Annotated in this window: 24 protein-coding genes; 16 read left to right on the top strand and 8 right to left on the bottom strand. The window is 40.0% G+C overall.

Annotated elements, in window-relative coordinates:
• Positions 1 to 34: 34 nt before the first annotated feature.
• Both JNUCC23_RS19875 and JNUCC23_RS19870 read left to right on the top strand, forming a co-directional pair.
• A complete protein-coding gene (locus JNUCC23_RS19875) occupies positions 35 to 337 on the top strand; it encodes a YunC family protein (protein ID WP_062186045.1) in 303 nt (100 codons plus the stop codon).
• Positions 338 to 1,064: 727 nt separating this feature from the next.
• Positions 1,065 to 2,153, top strand: a complete 1,089-nt coding sequence (locus JNUCC23_RS19870) for an HD-GYP domain-containing protein (RefSeq protein WP_454213186.1) — start codon at positions 1,065 to 1,067, stop codon at positions 2,151 to 2,153.
• A 340-nt stretch (positions 2,154 to 2,493) separates the two neighbouring features.
• On the opposite strand, the gene JNUCC23_RS19865 is transcribed toward JNUCC23_RS19870, so the two are convergent.
• Complete coding sequence (locus JNUCC23_RS19865; protein WP_454216153.1) at positions 2,494 to 3,447, bottom strand: M23 family metallopeptidase; 954 nt, start codon at positions 3,445 to 3,447, stop codon at positions 2,494 to 2,496.
• 222 nt (positions 3,448 to 3,669) lie between these two features.
• Here JNUCC23_RS19865 and lipA point away from each other — a divergent pair, with 222 nt between their 5' ends.
• A complete protein-coding gene (lipA, locus tag JNUCC23_RS19860) occupies positions 3,670 to 4,587 on the top strand; it encodes a lipoyl synthase (protein WP_062185862.1) in 918 nt (305 codons plus the stop codon).
• A gap of 119 nt (positions 4,588 to 4,706) precedes the next feature.
• On the opposite strand, the gene JNUCC23_RS19855 is transcribed toward lipA, so the two are convergent.
• Entirely contained in the window at positions 4,707 to 5,354 is a 648-nt protein-coding gene (locus JNUCC23_RS19855) for a YhcN/YlaJ family sporulation lipoprotein (RefSeq protein ID WP_062185864.1), read from the bottom strand.
• A gap of 114 nt (positions 5,355 to 5,468) precedes the next feature.
• Here JNUCC23_RS19855 and JNUCC23_RS19850 point away from each other — a divergent pair, with 114 nt between their 5' ends.
• Entirely contained in the window at positions 5,469 to 5,741 is a 273-nt protein-coding gene (locus tag JNUCC23_RS19850; RefSeq protein WP_028393699.1) for a YutD family protein, read from the top strand.
• A 162-nt stretch (positions 5,742 to 5,903) separates the two neighbouring features.
• On the opposite strand, the gene JNUCC23_RS19845 is transcribed toward JNUCC23_RS19850, so the two are convergent.
• Positions 5,904 to 6,188 (bottom strand): cytosolic protein, encoded by a 285-nt coding sequence (locus tag JNUCC23_RS19845; RefSeq protein ID WP_403075466.1) that lies wholly within the window; start codon positions 6,186 to 6,188, stop codon positions 5,904 to 5,906.
• 352 nt (positions 6,189 to 6,540) lie between these two features.
• On the opposite strand from JNUCC23_RS19845, the gene JNUCC23_RS19840 reads away from it, so the two are divergent.
• Positions 6,541 to 6,978, top strand: a complete 438-nt coding sequence (locus JNUCC23_RS19840) for a DUF86 domain-containing protein (RefSeq protein WP_062185868.1) — start codon at positions 6,541 to 6,543, stop codon at positions 6,976 to 6,978.
• Positions 6,979 to 7,004: 26 nt separating this feature from the next.
• On the top strand, positions 7,005 to 7,772 hold the full coding sequence (locus JNUCC23_RS19835; RefSeq protein WP_454213183.1) for a TIGR01457 family HAD-type hydrolase: 768 nt from the start codon (positions 7,005 to 7,007) through the stop codon (positions 7,770 to 7,772).
• A gap of 83 nt (positions 7,773 to 7,855) precedes the next feature.
• Here JNUCC23_RS19835 and JNUCC23_RS19830 read toward each other — a convergent pair whose 3' ends face one another.
• Complete coding sequence (locus tag JNUCC23_RS19830) at positions 7,856 to 8,350, bottom strand: phosphatidylglycerophosphatase A family protein (protein ID WP_062185872.1); 495 nt, start codon at positions 8,348 to 8,350, stop codon at positions 7,856 to 7,858.
• 693 nt (positions 8,351 to 9,043) lie between these two features.
• On the opposite strand from JNUCC23_RS19830, the gene yutH reads away from it, so the two are divergent.
• From yutH to thrB, 5 genes are all read left to right on the top strand, one after another.
• Positions 9,044 to 10,045, top strand: coding sequence for a spore coat putative kinase YutH (gene yutH, locus JNUCC23_RS19825; RefSeq protein WP_454213181.1), 1,002 nt, complete (start codon positions 9,044 to 9,046; stop codon positions 10,043 to 10,045).
• Positions 10,046 to 10,126: 81 nt separating this feature from the next.
• Positions 10,127 to 11,095, top strand: a complete 969-nt coding sequence (locus tag JNUCC23_RS19820) for a 2-hydroxyacid dehydrogenase (RefSeq protein WP_454213179.1) — start codon at positions 10,127 to 10,129, stop codon at positions 11,093 to 11,095.
• Positions 11,096 to 11,399: 304 nt separating this feature from the next.
• Positions 11,400 to 12,698, top strand: coding sequence for a homoserine dehydrogenase (locus tag JNUCC23_RS19815; RefSeq protein ID WP_062185874.1), 1,299 nt, complete (start codon positions 11,400 to 11,402; stop codon positions 12,696 to 12,698).
• Positions 12,695 to 13,759 (top strand): threonine synthase, encoded by a 1,065-nt coding sequence (gene thrC, locus JNUCC23_RS19810; RefSeq protein WP_403075446.1) that lies wholly within the window; start codon positions 12,695 to 12,697, stop codon positions 13,757 to 13,759. The genes JNUCC23_RS19815 and thrC overlap by 4 nt, the downstream gene beginning before the upstream one ends.
• Entirely contained in the window at positions 13,756 to 14,694 is a 939-nt protein-coding gene (gene thrB, locus JNUCC23_RS19805; RefSeq protein WP_403075443.1) for a homoserine kinase, read from the top strand. Before thrC ends, thrB begins: the two co-directional genes overlap by 4 nt.
• A gap of 79 nt (positions 14,695 to 14,773) precedes the next feature.
• Here the strand turns inward: thrB and JNUCC23_RS19800 are convergent, their stop codons facing one another.
• Entirely contained in the window at positions 14,774 to 15,010 is a 237-nt protein-coding gene (locus tag JNUCC23_RS19800; RefSeq protein WP_049683041.1) for a NifU family protein, read from the bottom strand.
• Positions 15,011 to 15,325: 315 nt separating this feature from the next.
• On the opposite strand from JNUCC23_RS19800, the gene JNUCC23_RS19795 reads away from it, so the two are divergent.
• Positions 15,326 to 15,658, top strand: a complete 333-nt coding sequence (locus tag JNUCC23_RS19795; protein WP_454213176.1) for a YuzD family protein — start codon at positions 15,326 to 15,328, stop codon at positions 15,656 to 15,658.
• Positions 15,659 to 15,798: 140 nt separating this feature from the next.
• Here JNUCC23_RS19795 and JNUCC23_RS19790 read toward each other — a convergent pair whose 3' ends face one another.
• On the bottom strand, positions 15,799 to 16,866 hold the full coding sequence (locus JNUCC23_RS19790) for an NAD(P)/FAD-dependent oxidoreductase (protein ID WP_403075437.1): 1,068 nt from the start codon (positions 16,864 to 16,866) through the stop codon (positions 15,799 to 15,801).
• Positions 16,867 to 17,167: 301 nt separating this feature from the next.
• On the opposite strand from JNUCC23_RS19790, the gene JNUCC23_RS19785 reads away from it, so the two are divergent.
• Positions 17,168 to 17,404, top strand: a complete 237-nt coding sequence (locus tag JNUCC23_RS19785) for a YuzB family protein (protein WP_062185883.1) — start codon at positions 17,168 to 17,170, stop codon at positions 17,402 to 17,404.
• Positions 17,405 to 17,560: 156 nt separating this feature from the next.
• On the opposite strand, the gene JNUCC23_RS19780 is transcribed toward JNUCC23_RS19785, so the two are convergent.
• On the bottom strand, positions 17,561 to 18,274 hold the full coding sequence (locus JNUCC23_RS19780) for a DUF2225 domain-containing protein (protein WP_062185885.1): 714 nt from the start codon (positions 18,272 to 18,274) through the stop codon (positions 17,561 to 17,563).
• 189 nt (positions 18,275 to 18,463) lie between these two features.
• On the opposite strand from JNUCC23_RS19780, the gene JNUCC23_RS19775 reads away from it, so the two are divergent.
• A complete protein-coding gene (locus JNUCC23_RS19775; protein ID WP_062185887.1) occupies positions 18,464 to 18,826 on the top strand; it encodes a HesB/IscA family protein in 363 nt (120 codons plus the stop codon).
• Positions 18,827 to 19,081: 255 nt separating this feature from the next.
• Here JNUCC23_RS19775 and JNUCC23_RS19770 read toward each other — a convergent pair whose 3' ends face one another.
• Positions 19,082 to 20,077 (bottom strand): NAD(P)/FAD-dependent oxidoreductase, encoded by a 996-nt coding sequence (locus tag JNUCC23_RS19770; RefSeq protein WP_454213173.1) that lies wholly within the window; start codon positions 20,075 to 20,077, stop codon positions 19,082 to 19,084.
• Positions 20,078 to 20,622: 545 nt separating this feature from the next.
• Here JNUCC23_RS19770 and JNUCC23_RS19765 point away from each other — a divergent pair.
• Positions 20,623 to 20,940, top strand: a complete 318-nt coding sequence (locus JNUCC23_RS19765; protein WP_403075431.1) for a YuiB family protein — start codon at positions 20,623 to 20,625, stop codon at positions 20,938 to 20,940.
• 337 nt (positions 20,941 to 21,277) lie between these two features.
• Complete coding sequence (locus JNUCC23_RS19760; protein WP_454213171.1) at positions 21,278 to 21,892, top strand: 3D domain-containing protein; 615 nt, start codon at positions 21,278 to 21,280, stop codon at positions 21,890 to 21,892.
• The last annotated feature ends 210 nt before the right edge of the window (positions 21,893 to 22,102 follow it).

The raw sequence follows: 22,102 nt of genomic DNA, 5'->3' as shown, positions 1-22,102 counted from the left end.
ACAGTATGATGAATGAAAGGGGGCGATTACATTGATGAATGTAACTCCTATTACCATAGCGGGTAAGACATTTATCGGCATTTCTGTAGCCTTGCCAAAAACAGACTTACTGGCTGTTGCTTCAGAAACCGGATATATCATGTGTGGTGCGCTAGATGTAGCCCTGCTTAATGAAAAACTGAGTGCCCGCAAAATTGTTGCTGGCCGAGCGACAGGTGTACGTACAATTGAACAGCTGCTTACGGCACCATTAGAATCGGTAACGCTAGAGGCAGAAAGATTAGGAATTTCCATTGGCATGAAGGGTAGCGATGCCTTACTGCTCATGCATGGGTGATATATATAGTAGTGTGAAAGAGGGCGACTAAAAAGGGCCTAACTCCTACAAAATGATCTGTATTAGGATGGAGACACATTCTTCTAATACTAGATCTTGCAGTACGGAGTCTAACCCTTGTTTTTAGTCGACCTTTTCTATTTGTAAAAGATAAACAAAAATTTAGAAAGTTACTTTAAAAAACTGGATGTATGACCGATAAAAAACAATATGGATTATAAAGTGAAACTTCAATCAATGAGGTTTTACTGCCCCGTTAATGCGGGATAAAGTAAGAATAAGTGACCTAAGTAAAGGGTGCCTAATGAATGAATAGATAATACATGATTCTTTGTATGAAGGACATGGGGACGGGGCTTGGCAACTTACTAGTATAGCCAATCTATTTATCCCGCTTTAACGGGCAGTAAGACCCCCGACCTCAAGGCTTAGAGGAATCGAAGAAGCATAGGTGGGGGACAACTGCCCGTAAAAGCCCGATTGGTTCAACTAACAATCAGTGGGGGATGAAGACCCTCCCCACTGACTGAAGTTTCACTTTATCAGGTATACTAATTTTATCGAGAAAGCATCCACAATTCCGGCTCCGCACCGCCACCATTGAGATTAGGTGAGTGTAGTGTGCTTCATGATATATCCTTCATAGTAAATGGTGGTGCTTTAACGCCATATTAGTTTTGGATGAAAATTTCAATGGTTCAGTTATAGAGAGGATATAGAATATGTTATGAGGTTACTAAAAACGCAAGCGTTAAAGCCAGGTATGCGGCTGGGTAAAAGTATTTTTAATGACCGGGGAACGATTCTGCTTGGCGAAGGCTGTGAAATATCCGACAAAATCAAACAAAGATTACTCTCATTGGATGTTTCTTTCGTTTATGTTCAAGATGAGCGAACCAAGGATATTAAAGCGGAATCTACCATCTCCAACGAATTGAGGAGAAGTACTGTTAAGACCATTGAGACTATTTTTCTTGATGTTAGGTCGATGAATATACATGAACGTTCGTTTGTCATTGAAGGAGCAACACAACGATTTAGTCAATTACTCGAAGACATTATTACCGAAATCAAAAGTAGCAAGCGACTTTTGACATTGCTTGCTGATGTATATATTCACGATGATTATATCTTTACCCACTCCATGAATGTGACATTGTATACTTTAGCGATTGCTAAGGAGATGAAAATGAAGCCTAAGCAAATGACAATGCTCGGTCTGGGGGCGATTCTTCATGATGTTGGAAAAATGCTGGTATCCCCAGACATATTAAAAAAGCCAGCTGCATTATCGGAAGAAGAATATTCCATGATCAAACAACATTCGGAATATGGGTTTCAACTGCTTAGAAAAATTCATTCAGTCCCACTTTTAGTTGCTCATTGCGCATATCAGCATCATGAGCGGTTGGATGGTTCAGGATACCCTCGTGGATTATGTGCAGACAATATCCATTATTTTGCTAAGATTATTGCTGTTGCAGATGTATTTGATGCAATCACGTCCAATCGAATATATCGACAGGCGATGCTCCCACATGAAGCCCTAGAAATTTTGTATGCAGGCTCTGGCACTCAATTTGAAACAAAGATTATTGAAGCATTTCGGCGTTCCGTTACGATTTATCCAGATGGCTTAACCGTACAATTGAACGATGGGCGAAAGGGAGTCGTCTCATCGCAAAATGTCGGATTAAGTGATCGACCCAATCTCCTAATCATTGAAGAAAATGGTATAGAACTTGAACATACATACACCTGTAATCTAAAAGACCATAATCATTTGTTGATCACGAGCTGTTTAGTAGATGAATGATGGGAAGTGTGGGACAAGTACTTAGTAAGAAATAGAGTGGTGGGCGGCTTTATCCCGAATTAACGAGCAGTAAGCCCCTGACCTTAAGGATTAGAGGAATCAAAGAAGCGTAGGTCGGGCCCAACTGATTAAAGCTTCTCTTTATCTGACGTTTCCGCTATTGTTCTTGTTTAGCCTAAGTATTTGATCCTTGAATTTGTCTATCGACATCCAGCGCAAGCAGCCCCCTTTTATTCATAAGATGAACAATCCGATGGGGAGTAGTAACCTATTTTTCTATCTAGATTGCTCATCTTTTGCTTGTGGAAGTTCCTTGATTTGTGCTTGCAATTCTGTGTTTTTACTTTGAAAGTTCTTTGCGTTCCCATACACGTAGATGTGGTGTTGGGTCAAAGCTCCATTCGATTTTTCCGTTATCTTTGTACATCCCGAAATGAAGATGGGGAGGGAACTTTCCGGAAGTTCCTGGAGGACCGTAGCCTGTGCTACCTACGCCGCCAATCACTTGCCCGGGTTCAACGATATCGCCAACCTTGATTCCATCTTTAAAGCCATTTAGATGAGCGAAGTAATGATACGTATTATTAATATCACGAATACCAATTCGCCATCCTCCGTATTTATTCCAGCCTTTCATTTCAACAATCCCGAAGCACGTAGCGCGTACCGGTAAACTATAGTTGGCAAAGATATCTGTCCCTTCATGGGTTCTTCGCCCACCCCACCCCCGCGCAACTCCCCATGTACTGCGATAGGTGTAATTTGTCTTTACTGGGACAGGAAATGCTTTTTCTTGTAAATCAATTCGATTAAATTTCTTAAATAACTTTGCATTACCCATTATGATTCCGACGGATTTATCTCTTTTATAAAAGTTCCACAATCCAATTCGAATGTTATCTTCATCTGTTCCGTACGCCAATAGATGATTAGCGAATGTAAATAATAGGTCTTCATCATTCGTGAGGTCGGCAACATTATCCCCATTTCCGTCTTTTCCTATCCCGTTGAATACTGAGATGGAAAATGGATTCGTGTCAGCTTGGTTTGGATTTAAGGCACCACTCCATTGGGCCGGATTTATTTGAATGGAGATGTTCCCCTTTACAGATTTTTCATCATTTCTTGCCAGCCGGATGCTACGTTCATATTGATCGGCAGCAGCAAGATAATACCAGGGAATTTGGACAGCAGTCTCCATATTTTTAAATAACTCTAACCGCTTTTCCAACACTTCCTTTTCTGAAGCTGCTGTCGATGAAGCAGCAGAGTGGCCCCCAGGAAAACTGAACATGGAAAGCAACAGAAATGGTAGCAAGATTTTATGCTTCACTTTCTAATTCTCCCTTCTGATGATAATGAATATCGTTAGTTTGCTGAAATATTAGAGAATTAATTTAATTAATTTTTACCAGTTGAGTGATTTAGTTGTATCCGCTTGCTTTATTGTGATATCGTGACAGTTGTAGGGAATGTATCCCAATTTATCTAATAAAGAAATGGAGTGAACCTCTTCATGACCACAAAAGAAGAATATCTTCGTAAACCAGATTGGTTGAAAATCAAACTGAACACGAATGAAAATTACACTGGCTTAAAAAAAATGATGAGAGAGCAGAACCTACATACAGTGTGTGAAGAAGCAAAATGTCCCAATATCCATGAATGTTGGGCTGTTCGTCGGACTGCGACTTTCATGATTCTTGGCGCGATCTGTACAAGGGCATGCCGCTTCTGTGCTGTTAAAACAGGTCTTCCAACTGAATTGGATTTGGCAGAACCGGAACGTGTTGCAGATTCAGTGGTAACGATGAACCTAAAGCATGTTGTTATTACGGCTGTTGCTCGCGACGATTTGAAGGATGGGGGCTCCGCTGTATTTGCTGAAACAGTGCGTGCCATTCGTAGAAAAAATCCATTTACTACGATTGAAGTATTGCCTTCAGATATGGGGGGAGTGTACGAGAACTTAAAAACCCTTATGGATGCGAAGCCGGATATTCTAAATCATAATATTGAGACAGTTCGTCGCTTATCTGATCGAGTTCGTGCTCGTGCTAAATATAACCGTTCATTGGAATTATTACAGAGAGCGAAGGAGATGTATCCGGAAATTCCAACGAAATCGAGCCTTATGATTGGCCTAGGCGAAACGAAAGAAGAGATCATTGAAACGATGGATGATTTACGTGCACATGATGTTAATATTATGACAATCGGTCAATATCTGCAGCCATCGAAAAAACATTTAAAGGTAGAAAAGTATTATAGCCCTGAAGAATTTAACGAATTGAAACAAATTGCTCTTACGAAAGGTTTCAGTCATTGTGAAGCAGGACCATTAGTTCGTTCTTCCTATCATGCAGATGAGCAAGTAAATGCTGCTGCAAAACATATGCAAGCACAAGGCGATAAAATTCTTGAAGCGAAATAATTCGCCGTCCCATAACGAAAGGGTCAGACTCTATAGATACTATATACCGTACTAAACGGTGTAAAGAGTGTAAGGTCAGACCCTTTTGGGACGGCCTTTTTTCAATTTAGATGAAAATGTTATCGATTTGTATTCATACGTTCATCTTTTTGATGAATCATTTCCCCATTTTCATTTTCTCCTTTACTATAGTCTTTTCCTTGTGGTGATTTCAGCATATCTTGTATCGTTTTATCAATGGTATAGTCGATATGTTTATCATTGGAACCTAAAGTAGCGAAGTTTTCAATATCTTGAGCAAGTTTCCAATCATCACTTACATATGCGTGATAATAGCGAGGAACAACTGACATAGCCGTTCGCTTCACTTGATCAGCGGTTTCTGATCGGTCTGATGAATGGGTTTCATATACGACAAGAACGTCCTCATCTGTAACAAGCGTAGCTGCACGCTTCACATTTGGAAGTGATGCTGCAAGCGAAGTAATGACACTAGCCAATTGTTCCCGATCAATGGCCATCTTTTCATTCGCAACGTTTGCAATATTTTTTCCGTTAATCGTTGTACTGTCCATTCGAGTAAAGCCAAAATCAGATCCTTGATAGGTGCTGTTGTTATAATCTTCATCATAGAATTTGGTTGATGCGTTGATTTTTACCGGATTTGAGATGTTATCGGTTACTTCGCTCCCTTGTTGTTTGGAAGCTTGACATCCTGCAAATAACGTAACAGAACATAAGCTTAACGCTAGAACTGCTTTTTTCAATGAAAACACCCCCCTAAGACATAGGATGGGCAAATTCCTCTAAATTTCGCTTAGTAATTGATGGCTAATCAGGTATAATTTAAGAAGGAACTGGACTAAAAAGAGGTGATATGGATGATAAGCATCAATAATTTAGCCTATGATATTGTAGAAGAACGAAGAGATGGCTACAATGAAGAAGCGTTTAAAGCGCGATATAGTGAGATATTGACTAAATATGATTATATTGTAGGCGATTGGGGATATGGACAATTACGTCTGCGCGGTTTCTTTGAAGACGATAATCAAAAAGCCACCTTTGATACAAAGATTAGTACACTAACCGAGTACCTGTATGAATACTGTAATTTTGGCTGTCCATATTTTGTTTTGAAGAAAATAAAGTGAAATAAGAACTAGAGTAAGGTCAAAATGGAAAGAGGTTGTTCCGAAAGGGTCTGACCTCACACTCTTTACACCGTTTATTGTCATTTACACGTCATATAAACGATATATAGGAGATGTGAGGTCTGACCCTTTCGTTAGGGAGCAGCCTTTTTTTTCCTCTAATCAGGGGTTGTAGAATACGGAGGTTTGTTCGTGTTTGTCAGGATTGTCATGAGGCGGGTCGGCACCGTCTATTTGACGGGGCAGGCCTTCATGAAGCGATTTGTTTTCGTAATTGAAGGCACTTGTATAGCGCTGTCCTTCTTCCCATGGTGAGTTTTTGTTTTCAACAGGTGTCATCTCGCCACGGGGTGCACCATAAGGCCCTTCAGGTAGTTCTTCAGGAAGTAAATCATTCTTTTGTTTTTCCACATTTGAGATCTCATGGGAACGCTTTTTATCGTTCATATCCAACATCCTTTCTACTTCACTGTGAACTTTAGGATGTCCTTTTCATTTGAAAACATGATGTAGTGCAATAACTATTTAATAGGTACTTTTTTCAAACATAGATCATCATACAACAATTGTGTGAACTATGATAAAATTATAGTAGTATCATCTTGCATCATGTTGAAATCTAACTAGAATAAAGTCGTTTGGTTAAGATACTTACAGATATTAATGTGGAGTTTTTCAAAAGGTGTTTATAATCTCGCATAAGTCGATAAAAAGCACATCATACATAGGAAATTATGTTTACGCCAAGAATAGTGAAGAGGGCATGGTGGCCTTTTCAGTTAGAAAGGATTGAATATCTTTGTATTTTGTTGATAGAGAGCAAATTGAAAAACATTTAGTTTATTTGGAACAACGGCTTCGCATTTTCGGGGAACAATCAAATTGGGATAATGAACTTGCAGGTCTTGCTCTTTGCCGAATTGTTCAGACTTCTATTGATGCTATATTAGATACAGGGAATGCAATTATTGATGGCTTTATTATGCGTGATCCAGGAAGTTATGAAGACATCGTCGATATTTTATTAGATGAAAAAGTAATAGATGAAAAAATGGCTTATCAATTTAAACAAATTCTTCCGCTTAGAAAAATGCTCGTTCAGGATTATTTAGTAGTAGACACGAAAACGGTGGCCACCGTTTTTAACGAAAATATTCAAGCATTTATCGAATACCCTAAAGTCGTAAGGAACTATGTAATAAATGAATTAGGCCCGGTTTCAGCATTCAAGAATTAACAGAAATGAAGAACGAGAGGGATTATATGAAAAAAGAATATAAAGGCTATCTAATTGATTTAGATGGCACCATCTATCGAGGTACTGAAGAAATTAAAGAAGCAGCCGGTTTTATTGAAGGCTTAAGAAGCCGAAATATACCTTATTTGTTCGTGACAAATAACTCATCTAGAACGCCGATGCAGGTGGCTCAAGTGCTTTGTGATTTCGGGATTGAAACAAAAGCAGATCAAGTATTCACAAGTGCGATGGCGACTGCGACCTTTATTGCAGAACGTCAAACAGAGGCCTCTGTCTATGTTATTGGCGAAGAGGGGCTTTTGCAGGCAATTCAAGAAAAAGGCTTCACTCATTCTGATGAAAACCCTGATTTTGTCGTGATGGGTATTGATAGAAAGATCAATTATGAAAAACTTGTAAAAGCAAGTCTAGCGGTACGGAATGGTGCCACCTTTGTTGCAACAAATGGTGATGCAGCACTTGTAACTGAACGAGGTCTTCTGCCGGGAAATGGCTCGTTAGCTTCAGTTATATCAGTATCAACAGGAGTACAGCCTATTGTTATTGGCAAGCCGGAATCCATTATTGTTGAACAAGCATTAAAGGTTCTCGGTGTTGATAAGGAAGATACAATCATGGTTGGCGATAATTATGATACCGATATTCTTGCTGGCATTCATGCAGGGATTGATACATTGTTAGTACATACTGGCGTTACGACGAAAGAATTATTGAAAGATTATCAAGAACAACCGACACATGTTATTGATACATTGGATGACTGGAAATTTTAAAAAGAAGAAGCTTGGATATGTAATTCTACGTCCAAGCTTCTTCTTTTTTATTTGTCTTTAGAACATATCTTGAAACTCTCCGATTATTTTCCATTTTTGGATCGGTGTGCTAATCGGCTTGAAGCAGCAGCGGCGATGGCACCGACGATATCATCGAGAAACGTATGAACTTTTCCTGTGCTTTTATCATTCAAAGTTTTTAGAATACCTGGTTTTTGCTTATCGATGTACCCGTAGTTCGTGAAGCCGATTGAACCGTATACGTTTACGATAGACAAGGCAAGGATTTCATCTACGCCATACAAGCTTTCATCTATTTCCACAATTTTCTGTAGCGGTTCCTCAAGCATCTTTTTTTCAGCAAGGACATCTAGTTGAATTCCAGTCAGAATTGCGTTTTGAACTTCGCGTTTTGATATGACGCGTTCCACGTTTTCAATACAGTCCTTCATCTCGAGGTTTTCATGATAGCTTGCTTGTAAATACATTACGAGCTCCGCAATATCTTCAATCTTCACTCCTCTTTCTTTTAACCATCTTCTTGCTGTCTGTTCTGATACGTTAATAACTTCATCCATTACAGATCACCCATTTCGTCTGGATTTCAGTAGCTATGTATACATATGTTTATTCCGGAATTTAATAAACATTCAGAAAACCAATTGTTCTTCATATATATAAGTTAAGTGGCATATTTACTTGTTATCCCGCTTTAACGGAAAGTCCCCCCACCTCAAGGCTTAGAGGAAGCGAAGGTGGGGATAACTGCCCAATCTAGGTGCGGCTCCTAGCCCGTCTGAGGTCATAAGCTGTAATACTCTGTGGCAAACTACGTCACGCCGTATTCTATCTTATGCTTGTCGAGGCTGGGCAATCACCTCACCCTTTGAAGTAAAAGCCTGATTGGTGAGATACAGTGAAACTTACCGATGCGTGAACAGAGGTAAAGTCGATTGATCGAAGCGAAAGCGGAGATATTATCTACACTAGAACGGGACTAACAATCAGCGGGGATGAAGAAAACCCCACTGCTTGAATTTTCACTTTATCGTACATTTAAATTGCCCAAATTCTCGGTTACTATGCTTTTTTTTAAGTGCGTGTTCAAAAAGGAGAATAAAAAGAGCCAAGAAGTTCAAGGGGCGCATCTCGAGAGGACCGGAGCGACAGAGCTTTGAAGCAATTCGACAGCTATTTTTACCGGAATTTTTGAATATCCTCTTTAAACCACAGACGAAATGAGAATCAGATAAATGAAAGGTGCGGATCGTATGATTGAGGAGATTATTTTTGAATCGTATGGTATTCATCCTGAACGTGAAGAAGCTTTAGGGAAATATCCTTCCTTTATATCGGGCCCAACCATTTATAGTATTATTCCGCTTGGCGAGGTGAATCAAGAAGAGTTGAAGGAAAGAAAAATGATGGCTGATCAATTAGTCAATCAAGGAGATCGGTATATAGCAGAGTTTGTGATGGCGAATCATGGGAGCTATGTATCAGAGGCAGAAGAACAGCCATTTGTGCTCGTAGCGGCCAGAACCTTACATGAACCGAGAAGTCATCAGATCGGTAGAAAGGTAGCCAAATTCCATTATCGAGCGCGCGGTATCCCTGCGCCTATTAAAGTTTGTTCGAGAATCGGTCAGTGGAAGGAGCTGTGGGAACAACGGATTGATCAGCTGGAGCAAATTTGGAATGAGAAATTGAAGGCTCATCCAAATAATCCTTTTGAGGAGGCGTTTATTGCCACATTCCCTTACTATATGGCATTAGGTGAAACATCGATTCAATATTTAGTTGATACCGAAATGGATGATACCCCCACTGCCAGTGATAGCGGTACGGTTTGCTATGACAGATTTACATCTGAGACATGGAACGGGAAATATTGTATAAAAAATCCGTTTGATTGGATATTTGACCATGGAAGCAGAGATATCGCGGAATGGATTCGGCATCACTATTTACAGAATCAACATACGTATCAGCCGGGTATTTCCACTTTTATGAGCGATTATCAAACGATTGGACCGCTTTCAAGCTTTTCTGCGCGTTTGCTTTATTCACGTTTAATGTTTCCCATCCATTATTATGAAGTGGTAGAGGAGTATTTTTCAAGTCCAAAAGAGGCAAGAGCAAATGAATTGGAAGAACAGATTCAGACCATGGCTAATACGTCTACTTACTACGAAGAATTCCTTCGCCGCTTTTATGAGATCGCCCATATTCCTTCCAAGCAGCTTCGGCTCCCAGATGTAAATTGGTTGTGAGAAACGCTTACAATTTTCTCCATTCTAGGATTCTCTTATGATATGATTGAGGGAAATATAAAAGAGAAGGATATGAATTCAATGACGAAACCTTATATTTTTATCACAAGAAAGATTGAATCGGAAGCACTAAAAGGATTAAAGGAAACCTTCGAAGTGAAAATATGGGAATATGAGGAACAACCCGTTCCACGAGACATTTTACTGGAAGAAGCAGCGAAAGCAGATGCATTACTGACCATGCTTTCTGATAAAATGGACCGAGAATTACTAGATGTTGCAAAAAATTTGAAAGTCATCGCGAATCTTGCTGTCGGTTATGACAATATTGATGTCCCAGCTGCAACTGAAAGAGGAATCACTGTGTGTAATACACCTGATGTCTTAACAGACACGACGGCAGACTTAGCGTTTGCCCTATTAATGGCGACGGCAAGGAGAATTGTTGAAGCGGCTGAAATCGTGAAAGAAGGGAAATGGACCGGCTGGAGTCCGCTACTGCTTGCAGGACATGATATCCACCATAAAACGATTGGGGTTGTAGGCATGGGGAAAATTGGTGAGACTGTTGCCAAACGTGCTACAGGCTTTGACATGGATATTCTCTATCATAATCGTAGCAGAAATGCAGAAGCCGAGGAAAGACTAGGGGCTCGTTACACAAGCTTTGATGAGCTAATTACAACGGCGGATTTCATTGTTTGCTTAACCCCATTAACAAATGAAACAGCAGGAATGTTTAATAAGGAAGCATTTAAGAAAATGAAGCCGTCGGCCATCTTTATTAATGTCGCCAGAGGTGCGGTCGCGGATGAAGAAGCTCTTTACGAGGCACTTGTGAAGGGTGAAATAGCAGGCGCAGGTTTGGATGTGTTTAAGCAGGAACCGATTGGACCAGATCATCCACTACTTACATTACCAAATGTCGTTGCACTACCGCATATCGGTAGCGCAAGTGTAGAAACTCGTCAAGAAATGATTATGCTTTGTATAGAAAATATTGCACGTGTCCTTTGCGGCGAGCGGCCTAAAACGATTGTGAATCCATAAAGTGAAACTAAAATCAATGGGGCCCCCTGCGCTTCTTCGATTCCTCTAAGCTTTGAGGTAGAGAAAGGTGCCGGTTAACTAATGCGGGATAAAATATTATTAGTCATCACGAGAGATGGTAGCCTAAAGGGTCAGATCCTTTAGGCTACCATTATTTCGTGTATTTTTTTTGACTAAAAGAACAATTTGCAGAATAATAAAAAAAAGCGTTGTCTAACTATTGTAAAAATAAAAATTAACACGTATAATGTCTACTATACAAACACAAATGTATTTTTGATAAAAACATAAGAGGTGGAGCCGTATGAAAGCAATGTCAATTGGATTATTAGGCCTCGGTACGGTCGGATCTGGGGTTGTAAAGATTATTGAACAACATCAAGATAAGCTGATGCATCAAATTGGATGCCCAGTTACTATTAAGAAGATCCTTGTGAATGATCCTGCGAAAGAACGTCAGGTTATTATAGATAAGAGCGTATTAACGTCTAATGTAAATGATATTTTAGACGATCCTGAAATTGATGTCATTATTGAGGTTATGGGAGGAATTGAAGAAACGAAAGATTATCTCCTTCGGGCAATAAGAAATAAAAAGCATATTATTACTGCCAATAAAGATTTAATGGCTTTATACGGTTCACAGTTATTAAAAGAAGCAACTGCAAATGAATGTGATTTATTTTATGAAGCAAGTGTTGCCGGGGGAATTCCGATTCTTCGTGGACTTGCAGATGGACTTGCTTCTGACAGAATTACGAAAATGATGGGAATCGTGAACGGTACAACGAATTTCATCTTAACGAAAATGAGTCAAGACGGAAGCGCTTATGAAGACGTATTAAAGGAAGCTCAAGAATTGGGATTTGCTGAAGCGGACCCTACAGCGGATGTGAGCGGACTGGATGCTGCCAGAAAAATGGCGATTCTTGCTACGCTTGGATTTTCGATGACGATTGATCTTGAGGATGTAACCGTGCAAGGGATTACCGAAATTTCTGAAGAAGATTTAGAATACAGTAAGAAGCTTGGTTATACGATGAAGCTAATCGGCTTGTCTTCAAGAGATGGTGAGAAGGTTGAAGTAAGCGTACAACCAGCACTATTGCCTGAACATCATCCGTTAGCATCTGTGCATAATGAGTATAATGCAGTTTATGTGTATGGTGAAGCCGTCGGTGAAACGATGTTCTATGGTCCAGGTGCTGGTAGTCTTCCAACGGCCACATCTGTAGTTTCTGATTTGGTGGCAGTGTTAAAAAATATGCGACTTGGTGTGAATGGTCGAAGTGCAGTTGCACCACAATATCCGAAGACAATGAAACAGCCATCTGAAATTCATGCGAAATTCTTCATTAGATTACATGTGAAAGATGAAGTAGGCGTACTTGCAAAGATCACAATGCTGTTCGCGGAGCACGGAGTAAGTTTTGATAAAATCCTTCAGCTGCCGTTAAATGAAAAAGGATCATCTGAAATTGTACTTGTAACGCATCACGCAACATTAACTGAATTTGAAAAAATCCAACAAAAGCTAAATGACTATGAAATGGTTAAAGAAATCAAAAGCACATATCGTGTTGAAGGAGAGAATGGCAAATGAGCTGGAGAGGGCTATTAAGCGAATATCGAGAATTATTACCTATGACTGAGGACACCCCTGATTTATCCCTTCATGAAGGGAATACGCCTCTCATTAAATGTGACAACCTTTCGAAGGAATTGGGGATTGAACTGTATGTGAAATACGAAGGCTTGAATCCGACTGGGTCGTTTAAGGACCGCGGAATGGTAATGGCGGTTGCTAAAGCGGTCGAAGCAGGCAGTAACGCTATTATCTGTGCATCAACAGGAAATACTTCCGCTGCCGCAGCTGCCTATGCAGCACGTGCGAATTTGAGATGTATTGTTGTTATTCCAGAAGGAAAAATTGCGATGGGCAAACTTGCGCAAGCTGTCATGTATGGTGCGGAAATCGTCTCTATTGAAGGGAACTTCGATGACGCCTTGCAAATTGTTCGAAGCATTAGTGAAAAAGCGCCGATTACCCTTGTTAACTCTGTAAATCCATACAGAATTGAAGGACAAAAAACAGCAGCATTTGAAATCTGCGATGTGCTTGGTTCTGCTCCAGACATCTTAGCTCTTCCTGTTGGAAATGCCGGCAATATTACGGCTTATTGGAAAGGGTTTAAAGAATATAACGAACTCAAGCAGACAGGTCTACCACAAATGCGTGGATTTGAAGCAGAAGGATCAGCTGCTATCGTTCATGACCGTGTCTTTAAAGAGCCGGAAACGATTGCGACAGCGATTCGTATCGGCAATCCTGCCAGCTGGAAATTCGCAGTTGAGGCTGCAAATGAGTCAAATGGAAAAATTGATGAAGTGTCAGATGAAGAAATTCTTGAGGCATATCGCTTACTTGCACGTTCTGAAGGTGTATTTGCTGAACCGGCCTCATGTGCTTCAATCGCAGGGATCATCAAACAATTAAAGAACGGTGAAATAAAAAAAGGCAGCAAAATTGTCGCTGTCTTAACAGGAAATGGATTGAAAGATCCGAATGTTGCAGTTGATCATAGTGAGATTAAACCACAATTGTTACCAATGGATGAGAAAGTGATCTTAGAGCATTTGCAACAAGGCTTGGTTCAATCATGAGCGTAGAAAGTGCAATGTTTTACATCCGGGTCCCAGCAAGTACAGCAAATCTGGGACCCGGATTTGATTCAATTGGCATGGCGCTCGGTTTATATTTAGATATTCAAGGCCGATATTCTGATCAGTGGGAAGTTATTCCATTGTCAGAAGAACTAAGCAGTTTTCCAAGTGATGAGACGAATTATATCGTTAACGTTGCAAAAGAAGTGGCTGGATATTATGGCAAACAGCTCAGACCGTGTAGATTGGAAATCGCTAGTGAAATCCCACTGGCAAGAGGTTTGGGAAGCAGTGCTTCTGCAATCGTTGCAGGAATCGAACTGGCCAATCTTACAGCAGAATTGGGCCTGACAACTAAAGAGAAATCGAGACATGCTTCTATGATCGAAGGGCATCCAGACAATGCGGCTGCTTCGGTAATGGGAGGACTGGTTGTCGGCTGGCATTCCGACGACGCCACAGATGTATTATCGTTTCCAATTGAAGGTATCAAGGCGATCGCTGTTATTCCAAATTATGAGTTGAAGACAGAAGACTCTAGAAATGCTCTCCCAGACAAATTAGCGTTTAAAGATGCTATCCATGGGAGCGCAGCAGCCAATGTCTTTCTAGGAGCTGTATTGTCGGGGAATTGGTCATTAGCTGGAGAAATGATGAATCGAGATCGTTTTCATCAATCCTATCGAGCTCATTTAGTGCCGCATTTACCACGAATCGAAGCGATGGTAAAAGCAATCGGTGCTTATGGTACGGCATTAAGCGGGGCTGGTCCGACGGTACTATGCCTAGTTCCGGAAAATGCTGCTTGTAACGTGCAGAAATCGCTTCAAAATGAATTTCCTGATTTCGATGTTAAAGTTTTGGATATCGATAACGAAGGAAGTAAAATATTGGTTTTAGAGGATGAACATACAAAACCTGCTTGGATTGGATAAGTAAATATTGATTCAATAAAAAAGCTGACTACCGTTCATGCGCAATGCAGAGGTGTCAGCTTTTATTTTATTCCTAATATTAGAATACTTGTTCTACTTCAACTACTCCTGGAACTTCCTCAAGAAGAGCACGCTCTATACCGGCTTTAAGGGTAATTGTAGAACTCGGACAGCTTCCGCATGCACCAAGCAGACGTAATTTAACAATTCCATCCTCTATATCTACAAGTTCACAGTCACCGCCGTCACGAAGAAGAAACGGACGAAGTTTATCAAGTACTTCTTGTACTTGAACTTCCATCGTTTGTTCAGACATTACAATCGACTCCTTTCATACTCCTTATTATAATAGCATGATATGAAAAAATCCATCGGAAAGATTATAGAGAATGTTCAAAAAGTCCGGAAAAAGCTTGCGAACTGTATCGAAGCACATTAATAACCTTCTGCTACAATGAAGCACGTTTTGAGCAAGCCTGGTTCTCACGTATTCCAAATTACGGAAGGGGAGAGACTCTCTTTTTATCCTTCTTTTTGAACACGCCTTTATAGGGGAGTTGTAACCTTTCCGTTCCTTTTTTTAAAAATTCAGGTAAAATGAAAGTAAGAATACATGGAAAGGGAGATCGATATGGAAAACAAGCTGATTGAAATACAAGTGTATGGAGCTGAAAGAATCTGTGCAAGCTGTGTAAATCTGCCATCATCAAAGGACACCTATGAATGGCTGGAAGCAGCGCTATCCCGGAAGTTTCCAGGACAGCCATTCGCCATTACTTACATTGACATCTTCCAACAGCAAGAGAATCCTAAACGTCAGGAAATGGCCGAAAGGATTGTAGAAGAAGACTTATTTTATCCGCTTGTTCTCATTGGTGATGAAATTGTCGGTGAAGGAAATCCACGCCTTAAAGCAATTGTAAAGGAAATGGAGAGGTATGGATATCAAGCGCTAGAAGCATGAGAAAAATAGAGGATATCCTAAAAGGGTCTGACTACGCAGTCTATACATAGTTCATAATAGCACTTACGCTTAACATGAACTGTATATATTGGTTGCGGGGTCTGACCCTTTCGTTTTAGGACATTCTCTACATCAACTGATTAACCATTATGATATTTGTATAACCATAGAATCCCTGATTTTAATAATCGCGCCATTCTTCCTGTGATTGGGCGTTCACCGACAAGACCAAAACCATGTTTACTACCGAGTGAGCCAAGTGTTCCTTTTAATTTAATAACAGGGAAGCTTTCAGGTAGCGGCTCGTTTGCCCATTTTTTCACTAAAACGGTAACGATTTGTTCCGCTTGGCCTTCGGCTAATTGAGCACTTGGGGCTTGCGGTAAGCTCGCGCAGTCACCCACTACAAAAACGCTGTCGTCATTTGGAAGGAAATGCTGTGGTGTAAGGATAACCCGCCCTTGTTTGTCCTTTTTAACATCAAGGTCGCGGACAATTTTGCTCGGCTGAATACCGGCTGTCCAGACGATTACATCACTATGAACAGGCTCATCGCCATTATAAAGAGTATTCGGTTCAACTCTTGTGATATTTGAATGATGAACGACATCGATTGTATGTTTCTTAAACCAGCTTTCCACGTACGTGCTTAATCGTTCAGGGAAGGCTGACAAAATATGCGGGCCGCGGTCAAATATCCGAACATGTAAATCAGGACGGCTTTCAATTAGCTCACTTGCTAATTCCACCCCGCTAAGCCCACCGCCAACGATGGAAACGGTTGCTCCGTTCCCCAAGTTATTTAAGGCTTGATACGTCTGGCGTGTTTTATCTATTGTCTGAATACTGTAAGTGTGTATATCTGCTCCAGGAATATTATGGAACTTATCTTCACAACCTAGGCCGATAACTAAGTCATCATAAGAAACAGGTTCTTGATCTTTTAGCATGACTTGTTTATTCTCTAAATCTACTGAAAGAATTTCACCGTAGACGGAATGTAGACGAGGGTGTTCAGGAAAAGCTACCCGAATATGGTGATCAGGAATTGTTCCTGCAGCAAGTCCATAGTATTCGGTTTTCAAGCAATGATATGGATTGCGATCGATAAGTGTAATGGACATATTGTCTGGCAGTTGATTTGGTAGCAACCTATGTAGCATTCTAAGTCCCCCATACCCACCGCCAAGTATAACTAAGTTCTTCATTGTGAATATCCCCTTTGTTTGTTTTACATAATAATTTATGTAGCTGTCTGGGATGCCCAAAAAGGGTACAATCCTTTTTGAACACCTTCTCCTCCACTTTGTCACCGTTGCGTACATATTCCTAATTATTTTTTCGTATATATGCTGTCGAAAAAGTTTACATACCAATAAAAATTATATCGAAGTTGGTATAAAACTACAACAGCATCGTCCTAATTAAAGGGGATTTACCATTGTATTTTGTTTGACTAATTTTAAAATAAGGAGTAGGATAATCTGTTAGTAACAGTGAGGTGAGGGAATGAAGCCGCTAATTGAATTTTGCGTCAGCAACTTGGCAAGCGGTTCGCAGCAAGCAATGGAGGAATTAGAGAGGGACCCGGATTTAGATGTCATTGAGTACGGTTGCCTTAATTTCTGTGGAAAATGCGCGCGTTCGATGTTTGCCCTTGTAGATGGAGAAGTTGTCACAGGAGAAACGAATGAAGAGCTGGTCAAAAATATCTATCAACATATTGAAGAGAATCCATTCTTTTAACATATAGGTCAATCAAGAAGTAGAGCCCGTCTTGTTGTGGACGGGCTCTACTTCTTGATTTTATCCCGCATGAACGGAAAGTCAAGTCCTTCAGCTAAAAGGCTTAGAGGAATTGAAGAAGCGCAGCTGGGGGCCATTGATTGATGTTTCACTTTATTAAGAGTTGACTAGTTCATGGTCTTGGTTATTATCTCGCTGTTCCCGAATTTCCTGCCAGCGTTCTCTGGCCATGTCTATAATGGTTGTTTCGACAGCCCTGCTTTGCTGCTCGATGACGATGGAAAAATATTTAACTGCTGTTTGGACATCAGATATACGTCTGGACAGCTCCCCGATTAAATACAGAATCCGAATTTCGGAAACTTGTGTACCTTTAAAGTCATCTGTTGAGTAGGATTCTATATATTCTTGTCGCGCGATTTTTAAGAATCGGATCTCTTGCTCATGATTTTTATTACCTCGGAATAGCCATGCAAGGCGCAAGAAAATTCCAGCTATTGTGATGTGCTTTTCCTTTTTTAAAATAGCAGAATAGCCAGCTAGTTTATATGTACTGATTGCATCGTGAATCGTTCGTTTGTCTCCGAAGTGATGAGGAACCCAGTGAGCGGATATCTTTGTTTGGATTTCTTCCTTAGTAAGCGGAGGGAAATATTTTGAGAAATCATCTGAGCTGGAAAAGCCGCAACATGGGCAGACGTGAATATTATAATAAAGAGCATTGCTTTCTTCGTCATTGTATGAAGGGCAAAAGTCAGTATCGTACGCGTTTACTTTCACGAACCGTGAGCGGATTTTCTTAGATGTAAATGAATGTTCACACACTAGGCATTTCAATTGTTTATCGTATAATGGTTGTATCGTCTCCACAATGCTCACCTCTTTAATCAGAAAAATAGTTCTATATGCTCGGTCTTATATTCCTATTATAGAGGATAAACAGAAAATAAGCTGTACTAATTTCCTATGACAATGTTGGGAAGTTGAGAATAATGGTTTTGATAGTATATACTAGTTATAGAGTAATTCTCATGTGAAATGGAAAAGGGAGGGTAAAACATGAGTCAAGTTGTGATAATTACAGAAGCAGCTTCTTTTCAAATAAAAGAAATGATGAAACATAACGGTGAAGAAGGTTCGTTTTTACGAGTTGCTGTAAAAGGAGGCGGCTGTACGGGACTTACTTATGGAATGGGCTTTGAGCCAGATGCTGGTGAAGCAGACGAAGAGCTTGAACAGTTCGGAATAAAGATTCTTGTCGACAAACAAGACAGCCCAATCCTAAACGGTACAGTCATTGATTATAAACAATCCCTAATGGGTGGCGGCTTTACGATTGAAAATCCTAATGCAATCGCATCATGTGGCTGTGGGACTTCATTTAAAACGGCGAAAAATGCTGGGACACCTGAAAACTGTTAACAATATTGATATAGATAAGGCTCCTAACTGATTAAATGGTTAGGAGCTTTTTTTATCCCGCATTAACGGAAAGTCAAGACCCCCACCTCAAGGCTTAGAGGAATCGAAGAAGCGTAGGTGGGGGGAAACTGCCCGTAAATGCCCGATTGGTTCAACTAACAATCAGTGGGGGATGAAGAAAACCCCCACTGATTGAAGTTTCACTTTATAAAAAAATGAGACAGGTAAGTAACCTGTCTCATTGGTAATTCTCTCTTATTCAAACATAGAAGTACTGTGCATCGGTTGAACTTTTGCTTTAGGATCCATATATTGCTTCGCGTTGTTAACAGCAGTTGGGGCTTCGCCAAATCCGCTTGCAATTAACTTGACTTTACCATCATATGTGCAAATGTCACCAGCAGCATAAATTCCAGGAATGTTTGTTTCCATTTTGGAATTGACGACGATGTTATTTTTCTGGATGTCAAGGCCCCAATCTTTAATAGGTCCAAGGGAGGATACGAAGCCATAATTGACAATGACTGCGTCCACATCATAAACTTCACGTTCCTCACCCTTCGCATCCTGTAGAACAACTTGAGTAATTTCGCTGCCATTACCAATTAACTCAGCTGGTACGTATGGTGTTTTGATTTCGACTTTCGAATTCCTTAGGTTTTCTACACTGTGTTCATGTGCGCGGAATTTATCGCGACGGTGAACAAGTGTTACTTTTTCAGCAATTGGTTCAAGCATGAGTGCCCAGTCAACTGCTGAATCGCCGCCACCAAAAATGACAACCTTCTTGCCTGCAAAATGGTTTAAATCATCGATATAGTAGTGAAGATTGCTTTTTTCGTATTGAGTGGCATCTTCGATTTCGATTCGACGCGGTTGGAACGCCCCGTTTCCAGCTGTAATAATGATTGATTTCGTATAATGGACGTCCTTTTCAGTTGTTAACTTGAAGACACCATCCTCTTGCTTTTCCACCGTTTGCACAGCTTGTTCAAGGACAATCGTTTGTTCGAATTTCGCCATTTGCTCTTTTAAGTTATCAATTAACTCTTGAGCGCGTACCTTTGGAAAACCAGCTATATCATAGATGTATTTTTCCGGATATAGAGCTGATAACTGTCCGCCTAGTTGTGGTAAACTTTCAATTATTTTCACAGAGGCTTGTCGCATTCCGCCGTAGAATGCCGTGAATAAACCGACAGGGCCGCCCCCGATTATTGTAATATCATAAACCTTTTGATTTTCTTCCAAAATGAATCCCTCCGATTAGAGTATCAACTTCATGATAGTATTTTAACATAAAATGAGTAAATGACAGCATGATATTTGCTTAGTTTAGATGGAATGTTCGGGAAATTATCCAGTAAAACGTGTATTTGTATGAAGGGCATGGGGACGGGGCTTCGCGACTTACTAATATAGCCCATTTATTTATCAGGTATACTGATTTTATCGAGAAAGCATTCAAAATTCCAGCTCCGTACCGCCGCCATTGAGATTAGGTAAGTATAGCGTGCTTCATGATACATCCTTCATCGTAAATGGTATCGTTTTAACGCCATATTAGTTTTGTATGAAAAATATAAGTGAAATGACTTTTTAGATAGGGCTGGTTTTATGTCAAATGATTCTTAGTTTTAAAAAAAGTGAATAGAATATGAAACTTGTGTAATCCTGTCTAACGGTTTAATCAGAGTGTTTGCGCAATTCATATATTTCGTGGTGTATTTCATTGACGTGTCTTGTCTCATTAAGTACACTTATAGTGAGGCTTTTTGAGGAGGATTTGAAAGAATATGGCACTTCCTACATTAATTATTTCTGTTGTTCTTTTCTTTTTATTGTTTTTTGGAATCGGTTTTTTATTAAATATGCTATTCCGCTCTTCTTGGATTATGGTCGTCATATTTCCGATTATAGCCATTTATATTGTTAATGAATTAAAGCTGATTGAGTATTTCAGACACCCGGGTGTTGCTTTTGGCGGCTTAGGCGAGAAGTTGACTGCTCTTTATGCAGCTGATATAACGATATTATTAAGTGGACTAGTAGGAGCAATCTTGGCTGGGGTTATCATTAAGGTCTTGAGAAAGAAAGGCTATCAAATGTTTTAAACAAGCAGGCTGTCCTTTTGGGCATCCTGTTTTTACATGAAGGACATGGGGACTTAGGCTTCGCGACTTACTAAATAGCCCATTTATTTATCAGGTATATTGATTTTAACGAGAAAGCATCCAAAATTCCGGCTCCGCACCGCCACTATTGAGATTGGGTGAGTGTAGCGTGCTTCATGATATATCCTTCATAGTAAATGATGGTGTTTAATACTATATTAGTTTTCTGTGTCTGATGCCTAGTTAAGGTGGCAGCTGATCAAGCTTTTTCCTCTTACATGAATATTTCAATTCCGTTCGGGAAAGAAATATATGGTGTGGAAGGAGAGAGTATTGTATGAATAGTATAAAAGGGTTAGTGAAAAGAGTAGTAGTTATCTTCTTGTTTGTAGCTGCACTTCACGCTACGTTTTATCATGTTACAGGTGTAGAAGCAAAAATCGTAAATAAAGCGCTAGTTTCTTCAAGTGAGATGATTCAAGCTACGGAAGAAACAGGAGCACCGCAAACTTTAGATGATACAATGAACTTCAGTCAATACCCTGTCAAAACTATGATTGCTACAGGCTATACAGCGGGCTATGAATCGACAGGAAAAAAACCGGGACACCCTCTATATGGCATCACGTATTCAGGTGTGAAAGTAAAGCGTGATGTATATTCAACGATTGCTGCAGACCCGAATGTGTTCCCGATTGGAACGATTTTATGGATCCCGGGATACGGCTATGGGGTTGTTGCAGATACGGGAAGTGCGATACAAGGAAACAAGCTAGATTTGTATTATGATACCGTTTCGGAAGTTTATGAAAATTGGGGTAAAAAGACCTTGGATGTATACATTGTGAAAGAAGGAGAAGGTGTACTTACTGAGGATACTCTGACTTCACTTAATGAAGATAAGACCATTCAAGTGTTCCGTCAGCAATTTAAGAAAGATAGAGCGAATTAAATCATATATGTAAAGTCCCAGTTCTTAAAAAGATTAGCTGGGTTTTTTTGTTTTTTAGGAATGTGATTCACTTTGTTAGTTATGTCTGTCTACATCCTGCTCCTCTAGTCATAAGCCAATCAATTTGATGAGACACTACCTTTCCATGGAGATTGATTGGCTTACACTAGTTTAGATAGGCTCATTTGATTTCCCTATTTTACATATGTT

This window comes from Peribacillus sp. JNUCC 23 (assembly GCF_053653995.1).
Note: the sequence above shows the minus strand (reverse complement) of the source record. Positions and strands in the feature narration are given on the sequence as shown.

Bases quoted from the DNA above. Each gene is read 5' to 3' on its own strand.
- JNUCC23_RS19775 (WP_062185887.1), top strand. From the start codon at position 18,464: ATGAGTCAAGTTGTGATAATTACAGAAGCAGCTTCTTTTCAAATAAAA.
- JNUCC23_RS19820 (WP_454213179.1), top strand. From the start codon at position 10,127: ATGACGAAACCTTATATTTTTATCACAAGAAAGATTGAATCGGAAGCA.
- JNUCC23_RS19795 (WP_454213176.1), top strand. From the start codon at position 15,326: ATGGAAAACAAGCTGATTGAAATACAAGTGTATGGAGCTGAAAGAATC.
- thrC (WP_403075446.1), top strand. From the start codon at position 12,695: ATGAGCTGGAGAGGGCTATTAAGCGAATATCGAGAATTATTACCTATG.
- JNUCC23_RS19875 (WP_062186045.1), top strand. From the start codon at position 35: ATGAATGTAACTCCTATTACCATAGCGGGTAAGACATTTATCGGCATT.
- JNUCC23_RS19835 (WP_454213183.1), top strand. From the start codon at position 7,005: ATGAAAAAAGAATATAAAGGCTATCTAATTGATTTAGATGGCACCATC.
- JNUCC23_RS19785 (WP_062185883.1), top strand. From the start codon at position 17,168: ATGAAGCCGCTAATTGAATTTTGCGTCAGCAACTTGGCAAGCGGTTCG.
- yutH (WP_454213181.1), top strand. From the start codon at position 9,044: ATGATTGAGGAGATTATTTTTGAATCGTATGGTATTCATCCTGAACGT.
- JNUCC23_RS19815 (WP_062185874.1), top strand. From the start codon at position 11,400: ATGAAAGCAATGTCAATTGGATTATTAGGCCTCGGTACGGTCGGATCT.
- JNUCC23_RS19760 (WP_454213171.1), top strand. From the start codon at position 21,278: ATGAATAGTATAAAAGGGTTAGTGAAAAGAGTAGTAGTTATCTTCTTG.
- JNUCC23_RS19865 (WP_454216153.1), bottom strand. From the start codon at position 3,447: ATGTTCAGTTTTCCTGGGGGCCACTCTGCTGCTTCATCGACAGCAGCT.
- JNUCC23_RS19870 (WP_454213186.1), top strand. From the start codon at position 1,065: ATGAGGTTACTAAAAACGCAAGCGTTAAAGCCAGGTATGCGGCTGGGT.
- JNUCC23_RS19800 (WP_049683041.1), bottom strand. From the start codon at position 15,010: ATGTCTGAACAAACGATGGAAGTTCAAGTACAAGAAGTACTTGATAAA.
- lipA (WP_062185862.1), top strand. From the start codon at position 3,670: ATGACCACAAAAGAAGAATATCTTCGTAAACCAGATTGGTTGAAAATC.
- thrB (WP_403075443.1), top strand. From the start codon at position 13,756: ATGAGCGTAGAAAGTGCAATGTTTTACATCCGGGTCCCAGCAAGTACA.
- JNUCC23_RS19850 (WP_028393699.1), top strand. From the start codon at position 5,469: ATGATAAGCATCAATAATTTAGCCTATGATATTGTAGAAGAACGAAGA.
- JNUCC23_RS19830 (WP_062185872.1), bottom strand. From the start codon at position 8,350: ATGGATGAAGTTATTAACGTATCAGAACAGACAGCAAGAAGATGGTTA.
- JNUCC23_RS19790 (WP_403075437.1), bottom strand. From the start codon at position 16,866: ATGAAGAACTTAGTTATACTTGGCGGTGGGTATGGGGGACTTAGAATG.
- JNUCC23_RS19845 (WP_403075466.1), bottom strand. From the start codon at position 6,188: ATGAACGATAAAAAGCGTTCCCATGAGATCTCAAATGTGGAAAAACAA.
- JNUCC23_RS19765 (WP_403075431.1), top strand. From the start codon at position 20,623: ATGGCACTTCCTACATTAATTATTTCTGTTGTTCTTTTCTTTTTATTG.